At 41.1% G+C, this 21534-nt stretch carries 14 protein-coding genes; 9 read left to right on the top strand and 5 right to left on the bottom strand.

All coding sequences use genetic code 11. The features are described 5' to 3' along the window. The first annotated feature begins 217 nt into the window (after window positions 1-217). From D0907_RS07175 to rluB, 3 genes are all read left to right on the top strand, one after another. Window positions 218-652 (top strand): hypothetical protein, encoded by a 435-nt coding sequence (locus D0907_RS07175; RefSeq protein WP_036968882.1) that lies wholly within the window; start codon window positions 218-220, stop codon window positions 650-652. Between the two features lie 240 nt (window positions 653-892). Then, window positions 893-1483, top strand: coding sequence for an SMC-Scp complex subunit ScpB (gene scpB, locus D0907_RS07180; RefSeq protein WP_036968879.1), 591 nt, complete (start codon window positions 893-895; stop codon window positions 1481-1483). Then, on the top strand, window positions 1480-2352 hold the full coding sequence (gene rluB, locus D0907_RS07185; RefSeq protein ID WP_036968876.1) for a 23S rRNA pseudouridine(2605) synthase RluB: 873 nt from the start codon (window positions 1480-1482) through the stop codon (window positions 2350-2352). The genes scpB and rluB overlap by 4 nt, the downstream gene beginning before the upstream one ends. A 35-nt stretch (window positions 2353-2387) precedes the next feature. On the opposite strand, the gene D0907_RS07190 is transcribed toward rluB, so the two are convergent. Then, window positions 2388-3131: a YciK family oxidoreductase gene (locus D0907_RS07190; protein ID WP_036968874.1), complete on the bottom strand. Its 744-nt coding sequence runs from the start codon at window positions 3129-3131 to the stop codon at window positions 2388-2390. 227 nt (window positions 3132-3358) lie between these two features. Between D0907_RS07190 and D0907_RS07195 the strand changes: the two genes are divergently transcribed. Both D0907_RS07195 and sohB read left to right on the top strand, forming a co-directional pair. After that, window positions 3359-5791 carry a VolA/Pla-1 family phospholipase gene (locus tag D0907_RS07195; protein WP_065979831.1) on the top strand — a complete coding sequence of 811 codons (2433 nt, stop codon included), beginning with the start codon at window positions 3359-3361 and terminating at the stop codon, window positions 5789-5791. Between the two features lie 99 nt (window positions 5792-5890). Beyond that, window positions 5891-6907: a protease SohB gene (gene sohB, locus D0907_RS07200; protein WP_065979832.1), complete on the top strand. Its 1017-nt coding sequence runs from the start codon at window positions 5891-5893 to the stop codon at window positions 6905-6907. Between the two features lie 62 nt (window positions 6908-6969). Here the strand turns inward: sohB and D0907_RS07205 are convergent, their stop codons facing one another. Next, entirely contained in the window at window positions 6970-8301 is a 1332-nt protein-coding gene (locus D0907_RS07205; RefSeq protein ID WP_036968865.1) for a dicarboxylate/amino acid:cation symporter, read from the bottom strand. Window positions 8302-8494: 193 nt separating this feature from the next. Between D0907_RS07205 and D0907_RS07210 the strand changes: the two genes are divergently transcribed. Beyond that, entirely contained in the window at window positions 8495-12259 is a 3765-nt protein-coding gene (locus D0907_RS07210) for an Ig-like domain-containing protein (protein ID WP_075593647.1), read from the top strand. Between the two features lie 308 nt (window positions 12260-12567). Beyond that, complete coding sequence (gene topA, locus D0907_RS07215; RefSeq protein ID WP_075593646.1) at window positions 12568-15234, top strand: type I DNA topoisomerase; 2667 nt, start codon at window positions 12568-12570, stop codon at window positions 15232-15234. Window positions 15235-15328: 94 nt separating this feature from the next. Here topA and D0907_RS07220 read toward each other — a convergent pair whose 3' ends face one another. Continuing rightward, on the bottom strand, window positions 15329-15571 hold the full coding sequence (locus D0907_RS07220; protein ID WP_036968859.1) for a hypothetical protein: 243 nt from the start codon (window positions 15569-15571) through the stop codon (window positions 15329-15331). Between the two features lie 243 nt (window positions 15572-15814). On the opposite strand from D0907_RS07220, the gene D0907_RS07225 reads away from it, so the two are divergent. Further along, complete coding sequence (locus tag D0907_RS07225) at window positions 15815-16363, top strand: TIGR00645 family protein (RefSeq protein WP_036968856.1); 549 nt, start codon at window positions 15815-15817, stop codon at window positions 16361-16363. Between the two features lie 49 nt (window positions 16364-16412). Here the strand turns inward: D0907_RS07225 and D0907_RS07230 are convergent, their stop codons facing one another. Both D0907_RS07230 and D0907_RS07235 read right to left on the bottom strand, forming a co-directional pair. Further along, window positions 16413-18038 (bottom strand): alpha-glucosidase family protein, encoded by a 1626-nt coding sequence (locus D0907_RS07230; protein WP_075593645.1) that lies wholly within the window; start codon window positions 18036-18038, stop codon window positions 16413-16415. A 152-nt stretch (window positions 18039-18190) separates the two neighbouring features. Beyond that, the gene (locus tag D0907_RS07235; protein WP_075593644.1) at window positions 18191-18472 is read right to left on the bottom strand and encodes a hypothetical protein; all 282 of its coding nucleotides are present in this window, start codon (window positions 18470-18472) and stop codon (window positions 18191-18193) included. A 244-nt stretch (window positions 18473-18716) separates the two neighbouring features. Here D0907_RS07235 and D0907_RS07240 point away from each other — a divergent pair, with 244 nt between their 5' ends. Further along, the gene (locus tag D0907_RS07240; RefSeq protein WP_075593643.1) at window positions 18717-21506 is read left to right on the top strand and encodes a TonB-dependent receptor; all 2790 of its coding nucleotides are present in this window, start codon (window positions 18717-18719) and stop codon (window positions 21504-21506) included. Window positions 21507-21534 lie beyond the last annotated feature (28 nt).

Consider the following 21534-nt stretch of genomic DNA (forward strand, 5'->3'; position numbering starts at 1 on the left):
CGAGTAGGTTAATTCTACCATCAAACTAACGGCTATTCATGAGCAAATTTTGAAAAACACTATGAATAAATGTTGCACAATTGATTGACTTCTTAAAGGTATTGTTAACTCATTATTAATTATTAAATTAAATAAATAATTCAGTTGATCTGCTTATCTTTGTTTATATAATGCGCGAACACACCCGTTCAAATTATGTACTACTTAAAGGTAAACCATGAAAAAACAATTAGTGATGCTTTCAATTGCGTCTATCTCATTTGGCACATTAGCAAGCAACCCGAGCTACTTTTCTGCAGACAACAGTATCGAATCTAAGTTATGTAGTTTAAGTGCAAATGAAGGGTTTACCGCTGCTCGTAAAGAAGCAGCAAAACATGGCATCGCAATGTCACGTTTTTCACCAAGTATTTTATGCAATGGAACTGATATTCGTGAGCTCGCTAAAAAAGCACCCTCACAGCATGTTCCAAAAAAAGCGCAGGTTGAAGTTTTTGCAAAAAACCAGCAAAAAGAAACTCAGCTGTGTATTACAGCACTTAAGCAAGGCTTAACTCCTGTGCGTGAGAAAATAGGTAACTTAAATTCATTAAAATGTAATGGCGAAGCGGTGACAGACTTTGTAAAACGCTACCAAAACGCAGCAATTTAATGAAAATAACTGTTTATAAAACAGGTGAGTGTTGCTGAATGACGCAATAACTTACTCTGAATGATAAAAGCGCTCTTTGTAGCGCTTTTTTAATGACTAAAACTGTCAAAAAAGTCTCTGTTTTATCCACGCTGCAAAAGCATGGCGTAAATTACGCTGGTTTTTAGTAATAAATTTTCCAACCTTCAGTGACTTCTGTCATAATAGAGCGTTAGTGAAATAAAATGACCTTTAGGTGCAATGGCTACAAAACGTATCAGTGATGAACAGCTTGTCGAAATCATAGAAGCCGCGATTTTTGTTGCTGGAAAACCGCTGTCTAAACGTCATTTAAAAGAAACGGTTTTGGCTGAGTTAAGCGTATCAATGCCCAGAATTAATAATGCAATTGAACAGATTCAAACGCATTATCAAACTCGCGGCATAAAACTTGTTGCTGTTGGCAGTGGGTATCGCTTTCAGGCCTGTGCAAGCCTTGCGCCTTGGCTTGCGAATTTATGGCAAGAACGTGCGCCTAAATATTCAAGAGCGCTGTTAGAAACATTATCTCTGATTGCCTATCGACAACCAATCACCCGTGGCGAAATTGAACAAGTACGAGGTGTAACGGTGGGCTCAGGAATTATTAAAACGTTATTAGAAAGAGAGTGGATAAGAGTTGTTGGGCACAAAGAAGTGCCAGGGCGCCCGGCGCTTTATGCAACGACGGCCACTTTCTTAGACTATTTTTCATTAGCTGGTTTAGATGAGTTACCGCCTTTGCCTGACACTCAGGAAAGTAAAATCAACCAGCTATTGAGTGATCCTTCTGTGAGAGAACTATCTGAATGAGTACAGTAGAAACTGAAAAGTTACAAAAAGTGTTGGCGAGAGCGGGTGTGGGTTCGCGCCGCGAAATGGAAAAATACATTGATGCAAATCGCGTGAGTGTAAATGGTAAGGTTGCCCGTTTAGGTGATCGTGTTGAACCAACTGATGTAATTCGTGTCGACGGTCATGTAGTAAAAATTGAAGATAAGGCAGAGCGTATTTGTCGTGTATTAATGTATAACAAGCCAGAAGGTGAGTTATGTACACGTAAAGACCCAGAAGGCCGACGCACAGTATTCGATCGTCTCCCTCGTGTTGATGGTGATCGCTGGATTGCGGTCGGGCGCCTTGATATTAATACGGCTGGCTTAATGTTGTTTACCAATGACGGTGAACTGGCTAATCGCTTGATGCACCCAAGTTATGAAGTAGAGCGTGAGTACTCGGCGCGTGTATTTGGTGAAGTTACTAACGAAACGTTACGAAATTTGACCAAAGGGGTTGAGCTTGAAGATGGCCCTGCGAAATTTTTAAATATAAAGCCGATGGGTGGAGAAGGCATTAACCGTTGGTTTAATGTGACATTAACTGAAGGTCGTAACCGCGAAGTGCGTCGTTTGTGGCAGTCACAAGATGTTGAAGTGTCTCGTTTGATCCGTATTCGCTATGGTAAGTTAGAACTTGATAAACGTTTACCGCAAGGTGGATGGGCAGAGCTTGACCTAGACACAGTGAATTATTTACGTAAAACAGTACAGCTAGGTCGTGAGACACAAACTAAGCTATCTGCAATCCCAGATAAGCGTAAAGAGAAGCGCGCTAAGATTAATCAAATTCGTAAAGCGGTTAAAAAGCATAATCACCGTGTTAAACAAACTAAGCGCCGTTAATGAACAGTAAAGCGCGGGTTTAATACCCGCGTTTTTTATTTTTGCTGTGCATCAAGTGATTGACCATTCACTTCTTTAGAATCATCACTCATCAGATATAAATAGGTTGGCATTAAATCTTCTGCAGTAGCCAATTTATCTCTGTCTTCACCTGGGTAGGCAGACGCGCGCATGGCTGTCCGTGTTGCACCAGGGTTAATACAGTTAATACGGATATTAGTTTTACCTACTTCAGATGCCCATGTTTGCATCATCCCTTCAACTGCAAATTTTGAAATAGCGTATGCTCCCCAAAACTCACGCCCTTTACGGCCAACGCCTGACGATGTGAATATCACAGAAGCACTCGGCGATTTACGAAGTACTGGGAACATATATTTAGTGATCATAGCCTGCGCTGTCACATTAACTTTCATGATATTTTCGAAAGTTGAAACGCAAAAGTGCTCAAGCGGGCCGAGCGACCCTAAAATTCCAGCGTTATTGAGGAGTCCGTCTAATTTACCAAATTGTTGTTCTATAGTAGCAGCTAGATCACGGTAGTTTTGCTTAGTTGCGCCTTTTAAGTCCATTGGCACAATAGCAGGTTGTGGACCACCCGCATTGATAATTTCATCGTAAACAGCTTCAAGTTTACTGGTTGTTTTTCCAAGTAAAATAACAGTGGCACCCTGCTTTGCATAGGTTAATGCGGCAACGCGACCAATACCATCACCGGCACCTGTTATTAGAATTACTTTGTCTTTTAGCGCATTCTCAGCAGCTTTATATGTGTGCATAAAAGTACCATTGATTACATTTTTTTCTATTTTACCATAGCAAAAAGCCAAGTTATCGAATTTATTGCAAATTAAGGTGGCGAAAATTGAAACTTTACGTTAACTTTAACTGGTCTAATGTCTTATTAATAACCTAATTACATTAAATTAACTTAACTAAAGGCAGTCTAGCGACTACTTTTATACTTGAACACACAATAACAATAAGATTTGCGCGGAGCGAAATTATGAAAAAATTGCTACTTTCACTAGCCATTGCATCAGTCATTACCGGCTGTGGTGGAGGAGAAACATTAGAAGATGTAAAAAATGACAGCCCTCCTATCATCCCTAGCGCGACAGTTAAGTTTGACCCTGCCAACGGTGTTATCTCTGTGCCAAATGACTTATTAATGAGTGGCACACTAGACGGTACACTGAATATCCCTGGCGAATTAGATGACAACAATGTCAGTGTTCCTCGTGCCGCGTATGCTAATCCTCAACTTGCATTGGGTGCACTCGATGGTTGGTCAACACAGACTCCGTTTAAAATCGACCTCGCATTCCCTCCAGGTGTTTCGCTTGATGCCGCTTCGGCGGGGGGGCCTGGTGCTGTACGTATTTTTGAAGTTGTGATGGGTGCAAGTCAAACTGATGAGACCTGTTCACAAGTACCTGCAGGTATTGCATGTAAGCTGGTATCAGAACTCACTTTTGGTGTTGATTTTATTACGCAAGGTTCGAGTGATTCTGTCGCTGTTATTCCGCTAAAACCATTTAAAGCGGGTAGTACATATATAAATGTATTAACGACGTCGTTGTTGGACTCTGAAGGTCGTTCAATTGAGCCTTCGTCTACGTATGCGCTTGTTAGTGAAGAAGCACCGCTTATTACTGATTCTCAAAAGTCACTTCAAGCAGTTATTAACAGCTATGAAAATGCTGTCACTTCAGGTGGCCAAATCAGTAAAGATGACATTATTTACTCTGCGGCAATGACAATGCAATCAGCAGGTCAAGTATTAGGCACTGTTAAACAACTGCTAGCTGCCAGCCTAACCCAAGACGCTTTACCGCGTCCTACAGTGCAAATCCCAGAGCGACCTGTTATGACAGTTGAGCAAGTATTTGCATCACGGGGTATTACTGGTTTATCGCCAGCTTTTGCAGGGGTGCAATATCAAAAAGGCAGCGTGATGCTACCCATGTACCTAGGTACACCGACGGGGACTGATGTCAGTGATTTGTCGGCAACCTATTGGCAAGGGTTGTGTGACAGTGGTGTGGCAGTACTTGGTTATGCGTCTTCTGCGGGAGCATCATTTCCAACGGATCCAATTAGCGAGAATGATGGTCTTTGTATGGCGCTAAGTGGTGGTAAATTGCGTGATTTAGGGCTTGACCAAACGAAACATCTAACTAAGTACAATACCATCCCAAAAACACAGAGCATGGCTAATGTACCGGTGCAAATTACGAAGCCAATTTTGCCTGTAATTAATGCTGTCCGAGTGCAATTAGGAGAAGATGAGCTTGTAATGCCAGAGGGTGGTTGGCCAATTGTTATTTTACAACATGGTATTACGTCTAAAAAAGAAGACATGTTAGCCATTACGGCTCAGTTATCAGTTCAAGGTTTTGCGACTGTAGCAATTGATCACCCAAGACATGGTGAGCGCGGTGTTGATGTTAATGGCGATGGCACCGATGATTTTAATGCATCGACTGGGTCGGTGTTAAGCTACATGAACTTGCAGTCATTATTAGTTGCACGTGATAGCTTACGTCAATCGGTAGCTGATTTATTAGGTTTACGTATGGGCTTGAACTTCACAGGCCAAGCTGATCTTAATGCACAAGATGTCTCTTTCCTTGGCCATTCACTGGGCTCTGTAGTGGCGCCTGCATTTATCGCGGTTGCTAATTCACCGTTGGATGAACAAGTTGATCCACTGTTTAATGTAAAAAGCGTTGCACTGGCCAGTGGTGGCGGTGGTCTTGCTAGTTTCTTAATCGAATCAGCTAGGTTTGGCCCATTTGTACAAGGTTCTGTGTTACTTGCTGCTGGTATTGAAGAGTCGGCTGAGTTTAGTGCGTATTCACAAAATGAAGCACTTTCAAATTGTGGTTCTTTAGCCGCTGATCAAACGGCTTTTGTAGCATGTGCATATAAAGAGTATGTAGGTTCATTAACTATGGCTGGTGAAACCGAAAAACTTGCTAATATTCAAGGCGTAGTAACGCAATTTGCGTTTGCAGCACAAACCGCACTAGACAGTGGCGATCCCTCTAACTATGCATCTGCAGTTGCAGCGCTTGGTACACCAGTATACATGAGTGTTGTTGTGGGTGATGGTGCAGATAATAAAGCAGACCAAGTTATTCCACCGATGGTTGCAAGCAACCCAATTGCAGGGAGTCTGCCTCTTGCAAAGCTTATGGGGTTAACGACAGTGGCTGAAACACAAGCGCCTACCGCAGATCCTATGAGTTATGTTGTTAAGTTTACTAAAGGACATCACAGCTCTGTGCTAACACCTGTGCCTACTGAAGACTCAGGTGCAACAGCGCAAGAGAGTGCAGCAGCGACCACTGAAATGCAGCTGCAAATTGGGACTTTCTTAGCAGCTCGCGGTCAATTTCTACAGGTTACGAATACGGATGTTGTCACAGAATAAGTGAAATCCGCCAATTAAGTAAAAAGCCACATAATGTGGCTTTTTTTTGCCTTAAAGCATGATAAATTGTGGCGAATTAACAATTAATGGAGAGAGTGTTTGGAATTTTTATATGAATATGGCTTGTTTTTTGCCAAAACCCTTACTTTTGTGGTTGCTGTTGCTGCCATCGTTGCGATTATTGTGGGTGCTGCTGTTAAGCCAAAGGCTAAGAAAGGCGAGATAAGCATTGATGATTTAAGTGAGCAATTGGCTGATCTTAAGCAAAACTTTATTGAAAATACGCTCTCTAAAAAAGAGCTTAAGGCCTACTTTAAACAACAAAAAGCTGAGGCCAAAGAGCAGCAAGATAAAGACCCTAAGCCAAGATTATATGTGATTGATTTTAATGGAAGTATAGATGCCCATGAAGTTGAAAGTTTACGTGAAGAAATCACTGCAATTCTTACCATTGCTGACAAAGAAAAAGACAAAGTATTGGTACGCTTAGAAAGCGGTGGTGGAGTGGTTCATGGCTATGGGCTTGCTGCATCTCAACTGCAACGCTTACGCAATGCTGGTATTCATTTAACCGTTGCAATTGATAAGGTTGCAGCCAGTGGTGGCTATATGATGGCGTGCGTTGCCAACGAAATTGTTGCTGCGCCATTTGCAATTGTCGGTTCTATAGGGGTTATTGCACAAATACCCAACTTCAATAAAATTTTGAAGAAGAATGATGTGGATTTTGAGCAAATCACTGCTGGTGAATACAAACGCACCTTGACACTCTTTGGTGAAAATACAGAGAAGGGCCGTGAGAAGTTTAAAGAGGAAATAGAACAAACACATGGTTTATTTAAAACCTTCGTGAGTGAACAACGTCCTTCACTTGATATCGATTCGGTTGCCACAGGTGAACATTGGTTTGCAACTCAGGCCTTTGATAGAGGCTTAGTGGACAAAATTGAAACCAGTGATGATATCTTGCTAAACCAAGCGGATGAACGCCAAATCTATAAAGTAAAGTACAAAGTTAAAAAGAACTTAACGGATAAACTCGCGGTGGGTCTGAGTTCAAGTATCAGCCAAGCAGGGGTAAATTTAATGTCACGTTTTAAAGGAATGAATCCTTAAATTTATTCGCTTTCATGCAAATAAAAAACCCGCTTCAGGAGCGGGTTTTTTATTGACCAAATTTATTTAATTGATTTGTGATAATCTTCTAGGTCTTTGGCTGCGTCAGGGTCGTTAAAGACTTTCTCATCGAACTGTCCTTCCGATTTTGCTACCACACATGTCACCATACAGTCACCAGTTACATTGACAGCTGTTCGCGTCATATCAAGTAAACGGTCAACACCGATAATGATAGCGATACCTTCTACAGGCAAGCCTACTTGATTTAACACCATCGCTAGCATAATCAGACCAACACCGGGTACACCTGCAGTACCAACTGAGGCTAAAGTCGCAGTTAAAATAACCATTAAGTAATCTGATATAGTTAAATCAACAGAAAATACTTGCGCAATAAATACGGTCGCAACACCTTGCATGATAGCAGTGCCATCCATATTAATAGTCGCGCCTAATGGGACCGTGAATGAAGCTACTGAGTTCTGAGCTCCTAATTTTTTAGTGGCAGTTTCCAGAGTGATTGGCATCGTTGCACTTGAACTTGATGTACTAAATGCAAACAGACACGCATTTTTCATTTTCTTTAGGAACGTTATTGGGTTTAGTCCTGTTAACACTTTTAAAAGAATACTGTAGTTCACTAAACCGTGGATAAATAATGCTAGCATCACAATACTAAAATACAGTGCCAAGCTTTTAATCAGTTTAAAGTCGATGGTTGTAAATAGTTTCGCCATTAAAAAGAACACGCCATAAGGTGCAATGTTCATTAGCAGTGTTACAAGCTTTAAAATAACAGTGTTAAGGTCTTCAAATACACTAGCAACTCGCTTACCTGCTTTACCACTTAAAGCCATTGCCACACCAAAAAGAAGGGCAAAAACAATAACTTGTAGCATATTGCCATTTGCCATTGCATCAATTGGATTGGTTGGGAACATCCCAATAATAACTTGCGCAAGAGTCGGGGCTTCTTTCGCACTGTAGGTTGCATCTGACGGTAAATTTATACCCTCGCCAGGATTAAATAACAGTGCAAGTGTGATCGCAACAGTAATCGCGATCGCTGTTGTAACCAAGTAAAGTAGAATTGATTTACCCCCTAAACGGCCCAGTGTTTTTGGATCGCTTAAACTACACGTACCGCACACCAAGGAAACGAATACGAGGGGCACGACGAGCATTTTTAAACTGGCAATGAATATTTGACCACCAATGTGGAAAATACCATCAACGAAAAATGCTTTAATTGGCAAAGAGAATAACCCTAGTGGAATAAGGAAATCGTCTTCACCCGCTAAAATTGCTTGGAAGATAAAACCAACGATCACACCCAAGACCATACCAATCATGATACGAGATGTGAGACTCAATGAACGGACTTTTGACATACACCTAATCTATATTTTTATAAATTTTGCCATAGCCTACCAGCATGAAGATTTTTATACAGAAAAATTCGATAAATATTAGAATTAATTCGATGCAATTCAGATAAAATAATTATGATATTCGTCCAGATTTTAGGTTAATATCAGGTAAACAATAATGTAAATATGAAAATAGCTAACTAGGGAGAGGTCAATGCCTTTATTGCGATGGCTAAGTGTTATAGTTTTCAGCTCACTTTTAGTCGCCTGTGGCGGTGGTGGATCACTTGAGAAAGAAGGGGGTTCATTAGACGGTGGGAATACTACTGATAACCCAACTTATACAATAACAGTGCAAGGGTATAGCGCTGATGGTACTGAATCGAATAATGTAACAGCCGATCAGCCCTTAATGATTCGCGCCTCTTTAACGAGTAGCAATTCAGATGTAACAGGTAAAAAAATAACATTTTCATTAGCGGATAACTTGGGGACTTTAGATCAACCCTCAGCGCTGACTAACAGTGAAGGTAATGCTGAAGTTAAATTAAACGCAGGCACCCAAGCTGGCGCAGATGAAATTATTGCCAGTTTTACCTCAAGCTCAGGTACTGTTTTCTCTGGTAGTTTTAGCTTTTCAACAGCGGGCGACAATGCGCAAACTGGCGATCAAACTTTCACGGTTACATTAAATGGTTTTGTTAAAGGAACTCAAACTAGCAATAATGAAGTAACCGCTGGTGCACCATTAGACCTAGTTGCTACTTTAAAACGTGATGATGAAGTTATCTCGGGTCAAAGAGTTACATTCTCACTTGCCGATGATATTGGATCGCTAACCCCTTCATCAGGTACAGCATTAACAAATAACGATGGTAACGCACTCATGACGCTTACAGCGGGTGATGTTGCCGGTGCGGGTATTGTGACAGCCTCTTATACTGTCAGTGGCGAAACCTATTTTGATACATTTGCATTTACATCAGACGGTTCTGAGTCAGATGATTCAAGTGTGAGTGGCACAGTGACATTGGGCGTCTCTATTGTTGATGCCTCAGGCCTCCCATTCAGTGTAGAAAACCCAGTAAGTAAAGATAATAAAGGAACAGTAACAGCCACTCTATTAGACGATGAGACGCCTTTAGCAGGTCAACTGATTTCTTTTTCTACCAACTATACAGGTAAAATTACGCCTGTTTTAGGGACGGCACTTACAGACGCCAACGGCGAAGCATTTGTTACTTTAAGTAGCGGTAATTCAAAAGGGGCGGGTCAAGTTGTAGCTACATACACTGATGAAAGTGGTAACACAATTACTAAAATCGCCGGTTTTATTTCGAGTGGTGATGATGCCCCAATCGAAAATGCAGAAGCCGCACTTGATATTAAGCTTTTAAAAGGTTGTGCGGCAGACTGGGATGCTAATCGCTATACGACTTCATTAGAAACAACGTATTTATCATCGGGCTGTGTTGTTGTTAATCAGTTTTCATCTGATCAACTCATTGACGTTCTGGTTAAAGTTACCGATACCAGCTCAGGTGATGGAATCGAAGGAATTATCGCAGAGTTATCTACTGACCTAGGTCGTTTATTACCTGAGTCTGGCAAAGCATTAACGGATCCTTTTGGTTTCGCGGTTTTAAAACTACAACCAGGTGCAAACAGTGGTGCAGGTGAAGTGTCGGTGACAGCCAAGTCAGTGACTCTTTCAAAAGCATTTGAAATTGCCACCGCAGAGCTTAATGTTGAAATCACCAATGGCCTATACAACAAACTTGATGCGTCAGGTAACCCAATCGACGGTGAATATGTTCCATTGGCTGCTGGTGCAACTACGGTGATCACCGTTTCGATTTTTGATAGCAACGGAAACCCAATTGTTACACCGCTCGATGTTGAGTTTACGTCTGGTTGCGTAGAGTCGGGATTGGCTGTAATGGACTCAAAAGCAACCAGTATTAGCGGGGTTGCAACGGCTACATACAGAACCAATGGATGTAATACTTCGCAAGGTGATACTGTGACAGCCACAGTGCTCACCGGTGGCACGCCCAAAGTAGTTAATGTAAACGTTCCTGTTTCTGCTGCAGAAGTCAGTTCAATAGAATTCATTGAAGCCACTGAAAATGTTTTAGCGTTAAAAGGAACTGGTGGCGTATCTCGTAAGGAAATCAGTCAATTAACATTTAAGCTAACGGATGAAATCGGTAATGCTGCAAAACAAAAACGAATGGATTTTCGTTTAAGCTCAACCAACGGTGGCATTTCACTATCTGAGGTAACAGATGCAGGTGGCTATTCACATGCAAGTGTTTCTACCGATTCTGAAGGGCTTGCTCGCATTCAAGTAAATGCTGGCTTTGTGCCACAAGCGGTACGTGTACAGGCGTGTTATATACCTGAAGAGCTCATACCTGCTGATCAGAATAATAATGTCACGTGTTGGCAGGAGTTGTATTTAGAATGCCAAAAAGCAGAAGCGGAACGTAATGGTAATGTATCGTGTCCTGTAGGTGAATTATCATTAGTGTCACTTGATGAGCAAGTGGTGAGTGTATCAGATTTAGTCTCTATTAGTTCAGGCTTACCCGATGGTAATAGTTTCACAGCCGGCCCTACTATAATTAACATAGAAGCACTTAATTATATTGGTGATACCACGGATATCTCTGTTTATTTAGCTGATCACTTTAATAACCCTGTACCAGATGGTACGGCTGTGTATTTAACAACAGAAGGTGGGGCGGTTGGCACTCTTGATGGTGCTGAATTTAACCCTCAACTTGAGTGTAATACAGTTGATGGTCAATGTGTTGCGCAGTGGCGTTCACAGAATCCAAAGCCATTTACCGAGGATAAGTGGGGCAATAAAATCAACAGTATCAACCCGAAAACAGGTGTTATCAATTGTGACCTTTATTTTGGTTCCGCAGCCCCTTGTATGGCTGGAATTAGAAACGCTGCGTTTTTTGACGATGGTGTACCATTAGGCGCACGTTCGACGGTGTTGGTGACAGCAAAGGGTCAAGAATCATATATTGATATTAATGGGAATGGCCGCTTTGATACTAATGAATATTACAGTGGCTATGACTTACCAGAAGCTTTTATCGACCATAATGAAAATGGTTTCTATGACGGTTTAGCAGCTATTTACGACCCAGTGAGTGGCACTGTGACGAAGTCAACTGAATTTTGCCAAGAAGGTGATGCAACTGATCCCTGTAGCCCAACAAATACCAATGCAGGACAATTTGAGGAAAATTGGGATATTGACTTAAATGGAATGCATACACTTGCTGATGGTAAATACAATGGTTTAGTGTGTACTGAAAGCGCGACTACCCCAACCGTGGGAGCAACGTTTGAAAGTTTATGTACCAAAGAAGTCATTGATATTCGGGATACTTTTGAAATTGTTATGTCAGGCAGTGAAGCATACACTCGTTTTGTCGTTACAAAAGCTGAGTTACGTAATCGATTTGCTTCGGCTCTCAATGAAAAAACTGCAGCAGACCCAACAGTTTTTACTGACAATGCAATGCAATTAGGGGTTGATATAGCGCAGTGTAATACGATTTATCGTCAAGCTGGTGACTCATCAACTGCCGTTATTTTGGACTTAGAACCTACAGATAACACTGATTACTGTGATTTAGGTTCAATAAATATAACCACAGCGATGGTTGGCAACCAATTGGCTGCTTTAAGTTTCGAGCTTTATTTTTCAGATGTTTACAATAACCCATTACCAGCGAGTACGGCGGTTTCAGTGAGCACTGATAATGGTGATTACAGTGGAACATCTGGCTTTGAGCTGCCTAATACTAGTCAAACGTCAGCCATGTCTTTTGGTTTAACAATTAGTAGAGAGGCTGAAGCAAATAAAAAAGCAGAGGGGAACCTAGTTGTTCAATTTACCACAGGTAAAGGCTTAGTTACCTCAGCTCCAATCGCAATCAGTGATGATGGTTAACAAGTATTTAATTGTTTAAATTTAAAAAAATGCCAACCAGAAGGTTGGCATTTTTGTTGCTGTTCTATATATTCCCCATAAAAATACAGCAAATTATCATTTTGGCTAATTTAGCAGCAAAAATTGTTCAATTATTCAGTCAATGGTTAAAAGTTTCGATTAAAAGCTTGTAACAATTGGTGTTTGTAGATATACCTATAAATATTCGTGCTCCGATGTTAATAAATCATACTAATTTGTTTGATGTGATAGATATACATTTATAAGGGCAAAAAACTTTTAAAATTCTTGGTCAGAAATAGGCAGCTATGGGCAAATCACTTGTAATTGTAGAGTCTCCAGCAAAGGCTAAAACAATTAATAAATACTTAGGTAACGATTTTATCGTCAAGTCCAGTGTTGGGCATGTACGTGATCTACCGACTTCAGGTTCAGGCAAAACGAAAACAGCAGCAACGAAAACCCCTGCTGAGGTTCGAAAAATGTCACCAGAAGAAAAAGCTGCGTATAAAAAACAACGAGATTACAAAAATCTTGTTGCACGTATGGGAATTGACCCTGAGAAAGGCTGGGAACCCCATTATGAAGTTTTGCCTGGCAAAGAGAAAGTCGTTCAAGAATTAAAGAAGCTTGCAGAAAATGCCGATAAAATCTATCTCGCAACCGATTTGGATAGAGAAGGGGAAGCGATTGCATGGCACCTCGAACAGATTATCGGTGGTGAGCCAGAGAAATATAAGCGTGTTGTTTTTAACGAGATTACCAAAAATGCGATTCAGCAAGCTTTTGAAACACCCGGTGAATTAAACACCGATATGGTGTATGCGCAGCAAGCACGCCGTTTCCTTGACCGAGTAGTGGGTTTTATGGTCTCGCCGTTGTTGTGGGCCAAAGTTGCACGCGGTCTCTCTGCAGGCCGTGTTCAGTCTGTTGCTGTTCGTTTGCTTGTAGAACGTGAACGTGAAATAAAAGCATTTATTCCTGAAGAGTTTTGGGATGTGCATGCCGATGTTAAAAATAGTGAGTCTGCCTTACGCCTTGAAGTTACAAAACACGCTGATAAGGCATTTAAGCCTGTTAACGAGCAGCAAGCAATGTCTGCGGTTCGTGACCTTGAGAAAGCTCAGTATGAAGTTGTAAGCGTTGAAGAAAAGCCAAGTAAAAGCAAACCGAGTGCTCCTTTCATTACATCGACTATGCAACAGGCCGCGAGCACTCGCTTAGGCTATGGTGTTAAAAAGACCATGATGCTTGCTCAGCGTTTGTATGAAGCAGGTCATATTACCTATATGCGTACTGATTCAACCAACTTGTCAAAAGATGCGGTTGAAATGTGCCGTGACTATGTTGCTGAGCAGTTCGGTGATAAGTACCTACCAAAAGCACCTATTAGCTACAGCTCTAAAGGCAATGCACAAGAAGCGCACGAAGCGATTCGTCCTTCAAGTGTTTCTATATTGTCGGGTCATTTAGACGGTGTTGAAGCCGATGCGAAAAAATTATATGAGTTAATTTGGCGTCAATTCGTCGCGTGTCAAATGGTGCCAGCAGAATATGATTTAACAACCTTAACGGTTGGCGCGGGTGATTACCAATTAAAAGCAAAAGGCCGTGTCCTTCGTTTTGATGGTTGGACAAGAGTACAGCCTGCTGTGCGTAAGAAAAATGAAGAAGATCAGTCACTCCCCGCTGTAAAGCAAGGTGAAATTCTGAGCTTAGTTGAGCTTGACCCGAAACAACATTTTACAAAACCACCTGCTCGTTTTAGTGAAGCAAGCTTGGTTAAAGAGCTTGAGAAACGAGGTATTGGGCGTCCATCAACGTATGCCTCAATTATTTCAACCATTCAGGACCGTGGTTATGTGCGAGTTGAAAACCGTCGTTTCTTTGCTGAGAAAATGGGAGAGATCGTTACTGACCGCTTAGTTGAAAACTTTGAAGATTTAATGAACTTCGATTTCACAGCAAAAATGGAAGGTCGCCTAGATGATATCGCTGAAGGCGAGCGCATCTGGACGCAAGTACTCGATAAGTTTTATGCAGACTTTTCAAAACAGCTTGAAATCGCTTCAGGAGATGAAGAACAAGGTGGTATGCGTCAGAACCAAATGGTTGAAACAGATATAGATTGTCCAACCTGTGGCCGTAAAATGGGGATTCGTACTGCATCGACTGGTGTTTTCTTAGGGTGTACAGGATACAACTTACCGCCCAAAGAGCGCTGTACTACGACAATGAATCTTGTATCTGGTGATGAAGCCATTGCTGCCGATGTTGAAGACGTCGAGACAGAAACGTTGATGCAAATGAAGCGTTGCCCTATCTGTGAAACAGCTATGGATTCATACCTAATTGATGAAACCCGTAAGCTGCATGTCTGCGGTAATAACCCAGCCTGTAAAGGCTATGTGGTTGAGCAAGGCACGTTTAAAATTAAAGGGTATGACGGCCCAATAATCGAATGCGATAAATGCGGTGCTGATATGCAACTAAAATCTGGCCGATTCGGTAAATATTTTGGTTGTAGTAACGATGATTGTAAAAATACCCGTAAACTACTTAAAAATGGTGAAGCTGCGCCACCAAAAGAAGATCCTGTTCATTTACCAGAATTAGAGTGTGAAAAGTCAGAAGCGTATTTTGTGCTGCGTGACGGCGCGTCGGGTATTTTCTTAGCGGCGAATACATTCCCGAAATCACGGGAAACGCGAGCTCCTAAAGTTGAAGAATTAAAACGTTTTAGAGACCGTATTTCTGAGAAGTTTTATTACCTAGCAGATGCTCCTACGCATGATCCAGATGGTAACCCATCAATTGTTCGTTATAGCCGTAAAAATAAAGAACAGTATGTGATGACAGAGGTAGACGGCAAAGCAACAGGCTGGACAGCTCATTATCAAGGTGGAAAATGGGTAGAAGAAAGTAAGAAGAAGGCCCCCGCTAAAAAGAAAGCTGCAACAAAGGCTAAAAAGTAGCCTGTCTGTTAAAGCGATAGAATAGCTGAACATAAAAAACCGGAGCGCACATCATTGTGTCAACTCCGGTTTTTTATTAGCTATCAACGATAAATTAGATTTGTACGTCTTTTACTTTCTTAAAGCCTTCAGCTTCAAGTTCATCGTTAACACATTTTAATACGTATGGTTTTAATTCTTCATTGCTGATATCGTCGTCCTTTGCCCAGTTTAAACACATTTCAGTGAATTCTTTGATCATTTCTGGTGACGCTTCAGGTGCTTCGTTAGCGATTGCGTATGACGCTGACACGCTTAATACAGGTGCCAAAATTAGTGCTAGCAATGCTTTGTTCATTTAATTATTCCTAATCAACATAATTAATAGTTACTGCCATCGAAAAGCGCAGTAATGGAACGCAAACTGTTATCCACTTTGCTTGAGTGAATTTATAAACTAAATATCTAAAAAAGATAACGAAATATTTTTATCGTTAAGATAAGCAAAAAATAATCATTTTTTTGTCTGTAGAAACTAGTCATTGGCATTGTAAACCACGTATTATCCACATAATTTTAAAAATAAAATGAGCGTGTAGTTATGTCAGAGTCAGTGTCGCAAACAAAACCTAAAAAAGTTCCATCAACACTAGAGCGAGTCGTAGAAACTTTTATTTTCCGCTCTCGTTGGTTGCTAGCCCCGTTTTTTATCGGTTTGTTAGTTGCGGTTGTGATTCTACTATTAAAGTTTTTTAAATACTTATACAGCATGGCCTTAAATACATTCACAGCGAGCAATCAGGAACTCTTGGTTGGTATTTTGACACTGGTTGATACCGCTTTATTAGCGGGATTATTATTAATCATTATTTTTAGTGGCTATGAAAATTTTGTTTCTAAACTCAATATAGATAACCATGAAGACAGACCCGTTTGGATGGGTAAAGTGGGCTTCTCTGGCCTAAAAATGAAATTAATAAGCGCTATTGTGGCTATATCGGCAGTAGAGCTTTTAAAGGTGTTTATAAGTTCGGCAAATCATTCAACGGATGAATTACTGTGGAAGGTTTTAATACATGTTACTTTTGTTGTTTCGGGCGTGCTATTCGCGCTGACAGATTATATTAATAGTAAAACAACAAATCATTAAGAAAAAAGGCCCTGCATAATGCAGGGCCTTCTCACAATACAACTGATGATTAACTCAGAGTTGCATAAAAACAACCAAACCCGGGCAGAGTAACTGTATTATCTGTTAATTCAGCAGTGTGATGTGATAGTTCATTGTGCTGCTGCGTTATTACATCAGTAGTTGTAAATTCAGCGCGTTGTGCACTTAGATTGAACACACATAGCATCTTAGTGCTGTTGAGGCTGCGATAAAATGCAAGTACTGGCTCATCAGTATTAATGAACTCGATGCTTCCTTCTAGCAGTACATCTTTCGCTTTACGCCAAGCCATAAACTCACGGTATGCATTTAGAATGGAGTTGTTGTCATCATCTTGTGCGCTTACAGCAACTGCTTTGTGCTGCTCACCCACAGGTAACCACGGCTTTGTTGTAGAAAACCCAGCTTGCTCTATATCACTTGCATCCCATGGCATAGGGGTGCGGCAACCATCTCGACCTTTAAAATTAGGCCAAAAAGTTATCCCGTATGGGTCTTGTAGGTCTTCAAATGCAACGTCTGCTTCGCCTAATCCAAGCTCTTCGCCTTGATACATGCATACACTACCGCGAAGCGATGCAAGAAGTGCTGTTAACATTTTGCATTGGTCAGGGTTGATGTTATCCCCTTTGCTCCAGCGACTCGCAACACGCTCAACATCGTGGTTGCTAAACGCCCAACATGGCCAGCCTTCTGTCATTCGTTCTTCAAGTGTACTTACTGTGTTACGAATATACTCAGCGCTGTAATCGTTTGTTAGTAATTCAAAGCTATATCCCATATGAAGCTTATCGCCACCCGATGTATATTCAGCCATTGTTGCTAGTGAGTCTTCAGATGAAATTTCACCAAGGGCTACTGTGCCAGGGTATTTATTTAATAACGCACGGATATCCTGCATAAAGCTTAAGTTTTCAGGTTGTGTATTATTGTAATAGTGGTACTGGAATGCATATGGATTGTCTTCGCTAAAACCTCGACCTTGACGTTTCTCAGGGGGTTTTGCGGGGTTGTCGCGTAATAATGCATCATGGTAGCAGAAGTTAATGGCATCTAAACGAAAGCCATCTACGCCTTTTTTCAGCCAAAACTCAACGTTATCAAGGACGGCTTTACGCACTTCAGGGTTATGGAAGTTTAGATCAGGCTGTTCAGCAAAAAAGTTATGTAAATAATATTGCCCTCTACGTGGCTCCCATTGCCATGCAGGACCACCAAAAATAGACAGCCAGTTATTTGGTTGAGTGCCGTCAGGTTTTGCGTCAGCCCACACGTACCAATCTGCTTTATCATTATTTTTATCTTCACGGCTATCGAGAAACCACTGGTGTTGATCTGAAGTGTGGCTCAATACCTGATCGATGATGATTTTAATATTGCGCTCATGCGCTTGGGCAATTAATTCGTCAAAATCGTCTAGGTTACCGAAAATAGGATCGATATCGCGGTAATCACTAATGTCGTATCCGAAGTCCTTCATGGGTGATTTAAAAAAAGGTGAAACCCAAATAGCATCCACACCCAAGCTTTTAATGTAATCAATGCGATCAATGATACCTTTGATATCACCAATGCCGTCGCCATTGGTGTCTTGGAAACTGCGCGGATAAACCTGATAAATAACCGCACCTTTATACCACTGCTTTTGAGCCATGTTTTTCTCCATCGTGACACTCAGTGTATGTAAACCCTAGGGCAACGCGTATTAATATGTTGCCAGAATGTCAAAAGCATACGTGAAGGGTGGGATGCTGTAAAAACTCTGCATACGTATGCACGGTAATTTCATCTGCCATCGTTGTAAAACTAAGGGATTGAGTCCACTTTTACAGCGATTATTTTTAAGAGTAAATTATTTACCAATTTTTGCCGTTGAGAGTGATACCAAACAACGCGCCTACGTGGTGCATAATTTAATTGGCTTTCACCATAAAGGTGCAAAATATTTTTGGTAAGACCAATTAACACTTTGCGTTCGTTTACCTTTTTTAAATGACATTCAACTTTTATATAAACTAGGTAGAGGCGTGCTCCATACGTATTTGTGCCAAATACAATACGACGTTGGATAAAAAATGTTTCATTCACATTTGACGTCTCTGTTTTATAAATAAACGATTAATAAACAATGCATTACAACATCCGCGTGTAAATTTGTTGTTAATTTTTGTTTGCATCGTCTAGTCTGAATACGTATGCATAAATTTGTTAAGAAAATAATCTGAGCGTTAATATTCGTGTTGACAACAAAATCAGTCAGCGATTAACAGCTATTGCTATCATGAATAACTGCAAGGCGTTGACATTACAATTTGGGTAATGGGAAAACATCATGTCTATGTTCAAACCAAGTATATTAACTCTGGCTTTAACAGCCGCAGGTTTAAATAGCTTTGTAGCGTATGCTGCAGAAGAAGACCAAAAAACAAAAAACGATAACGTTGAAGTTATCGAAGTAAAAGGTTTTCGTGGCAGTGTTGTAGAATCTATTAACACGAAACGCTTCACTCCTGAAGTTGTTGAGTCAATCTCAGCAGAAGATATCGGTAAATTACCTGATTCATCAATTGCAGAATCAATCGCACGCCTTCCTGGCCTTACAGCACAACGTCTAGATGGTCGTGCTAGTCGCGTAAGTGTGCGTGGTTTCAGTGAAAACGAAAGTGCAACAACATTTAACGGTCGTGAGCAAGTATCAATTGGCGATAACCGCGGTGTTGAGTTTGACCTTTACCCATCAGAAATAATGAGCGGCGTAACGGTATACAAAACACCAAGCGCAGGTATCGAAGCGGAAGGTATTGCTGGTGTAATCGACATGCAAACTGTTAAGCCTTTAAGTAAAGGCGAGCAAGTTATCATGTTTAATGGCCAATATGAGCAAACAGGTTTTGATAAATTAAACCCAGACGGTGACGATAAAGGTTTCCGTGGTACGGTTTCATACATTGATCAGTTTGCTGATGACACCATCGGTGTTGCATTTGCTTACAACACAATGAGCTCACCTAACCAAGAGAAACGCTGGAATTCATGGGGTTATCCAGAATTTACGGGTGAAGATGGTAACACTTATTCTATTTTAGGTGGGGCAAAGCCTTTCGTACGTTCATCAACGCTTGAGCGTGATTCAGCAATGCTCGTTATTGAAGCAGCACCGAATGACCGCCTTAATATGACATTTGATGCTCTTTACGTAGATTTTTCTGACGAGAAAATCCTTCGTGGTATTGAAGTACCATTCGCTTGGGGTCAAGGAACAATCGATCCTAGCTCTGCAGTTGTAGATGCAGATTCTGGTTTTATCACAAGTGCAGTAACAGAAGGCCAGCGTGTTGTTGTTCGTAACGACTATGAAGAGCGTAATGCAGAACTAACCCAGTTTGGTTTCAATACTAAATACGATATTAATGACGAATGGTCAGTTGAGTTTGATGCGAGTCGTTCAGAAGTTGAGCGTCAAATTTGGAGTATCGAGAGTTATTCAGGTACAGGCCGCGGTGATGCAAATGGTGTTGCTGATACGATTGGTTATGTTTTTGACGGTGGCAATACCGGAGCGCAGTTCTCACATAATCTTGATTACAGTGATTATGATCTAATTCAATTAGGTGGTCCTTTATCATGGGGTGCAAGCGCTGCATTGAATGACAAGTATGGTTTGACAGATACGCCATATCAGAATACAGCCCAAGATGGTTTTATCAATGCACCAGAAATCAACGATGAATTAAGCACACTAAAACTTGCTGCAAGCAAGGTGTTAGATAACGCGTATATCAGCCGTGTTTCATTTGGTATGTCTTACCGTGACCGTGAGAAGAGTAAAGTGTCTGAAGGTTACTTCATGACATTAAAAGACTTCTCTTTAGACAATCCAGGTATGTTATCAATTCCTGAACAGTATCGTTTAGGAAGTGCAAGCCTTGATTTTATCGGTATGGGTAACATGGTTGCTTACGATACGAACGGCTTAGTAAATGATGGTTATTATAACCTTTTACAAGAAAGTTTAACGGATCAAAAACACAAAACACAATCGTGGACAGTGCAAGAAGAAGTAACCGCCATTTTTGCGCAAGCTGACATTAATGCTGAACTTGGCTCTATTCCTGTAACAGGTAATATTGGTGCTCGTTATGTAAGAACCGAGCAATCTTCGCAAGGTTTTGCTGCAAACACGGTGGATGGACTCGTTGTTGTTACGCCAACAGACATCAGTCATGACTACAGTCATTTCTTACCAAGCTTAAACTTATCGTTTGCAATTGATGAAGAGCAAACAATACGCTTTGGTGCTGCGAAAACGATTTCTCGTGCGCGTTTAGATGAAATGAATGCATCAGTGAACGCATCTTACAGTCAACAGCCAGATGAAAATGGCAACTTTTGGAATGTGTCAGGTGGTAATCCTAAACTTGAGCCAAAAGAGGCAACAGGTTTTGATTTAAGTTACGAAAACTACTTCCATGAAGAAGGGTACTTTGCAGCAGCATTTTTCTACAAAGATATCACTCAGTGGATTTTTGATGGTACATATGAAATCGACATGAGTGGTGTGGCGGACCCATCTACAGGTGAAATCCCAGCTTCATCTACAGGTACAGGTTCTGGTAAAGTTAATGGTGGGTCAGGTGATCTTTGGGGTTATGAGCTTTCATTAACACTACCGTTCACTATGTTTAGTGATTCACTGGATGGTTTTGGTTTAATCGCAAGCCATACTGGTGTTGAGCAGGATATTACAGACCAAAATGGTAATGATTATGAGTTACCTGGATTATCGGACCAAATCGATAGCTTGACCGTGTACTTTGAACGTAATGGTTTCCAAGCGCGTACTAGCATGCGTAAACGTAGCGACTTTAAGGGCGATGTTTATGGTTTAGGCTTTGCAACAACGCAAGTTGATATCAAAGGCGAAACAATTTGGGATGCGCAAATCGGCTATGATTTTGCAGAAGCTGGTATCCAAGGTCTCGAAAACTTGAGTGTTACTTTCCAAGTGCAAAACATCACAGAAGAGCCGTTCACGTCTCTACAAGGTGATAACGCACTGCAAGTACGTGATTACCAAGACTACGGTCGTACATTCCTGTTAGGTTTCAGCTACAAGCTGTAATTAGCTTAAACAGCGATAGAAAATTGCC

Source organism: Pseudoalteromonas lipolytica (assembly GCF_003515105.1).
Lineage (GTDB): Bacteria > Pseudomonadota > Gammaproteobacteria > Enterobacterales > Alteromonadaceae > Pseudoalteromonas > Pseudoalteromonas lipolytica.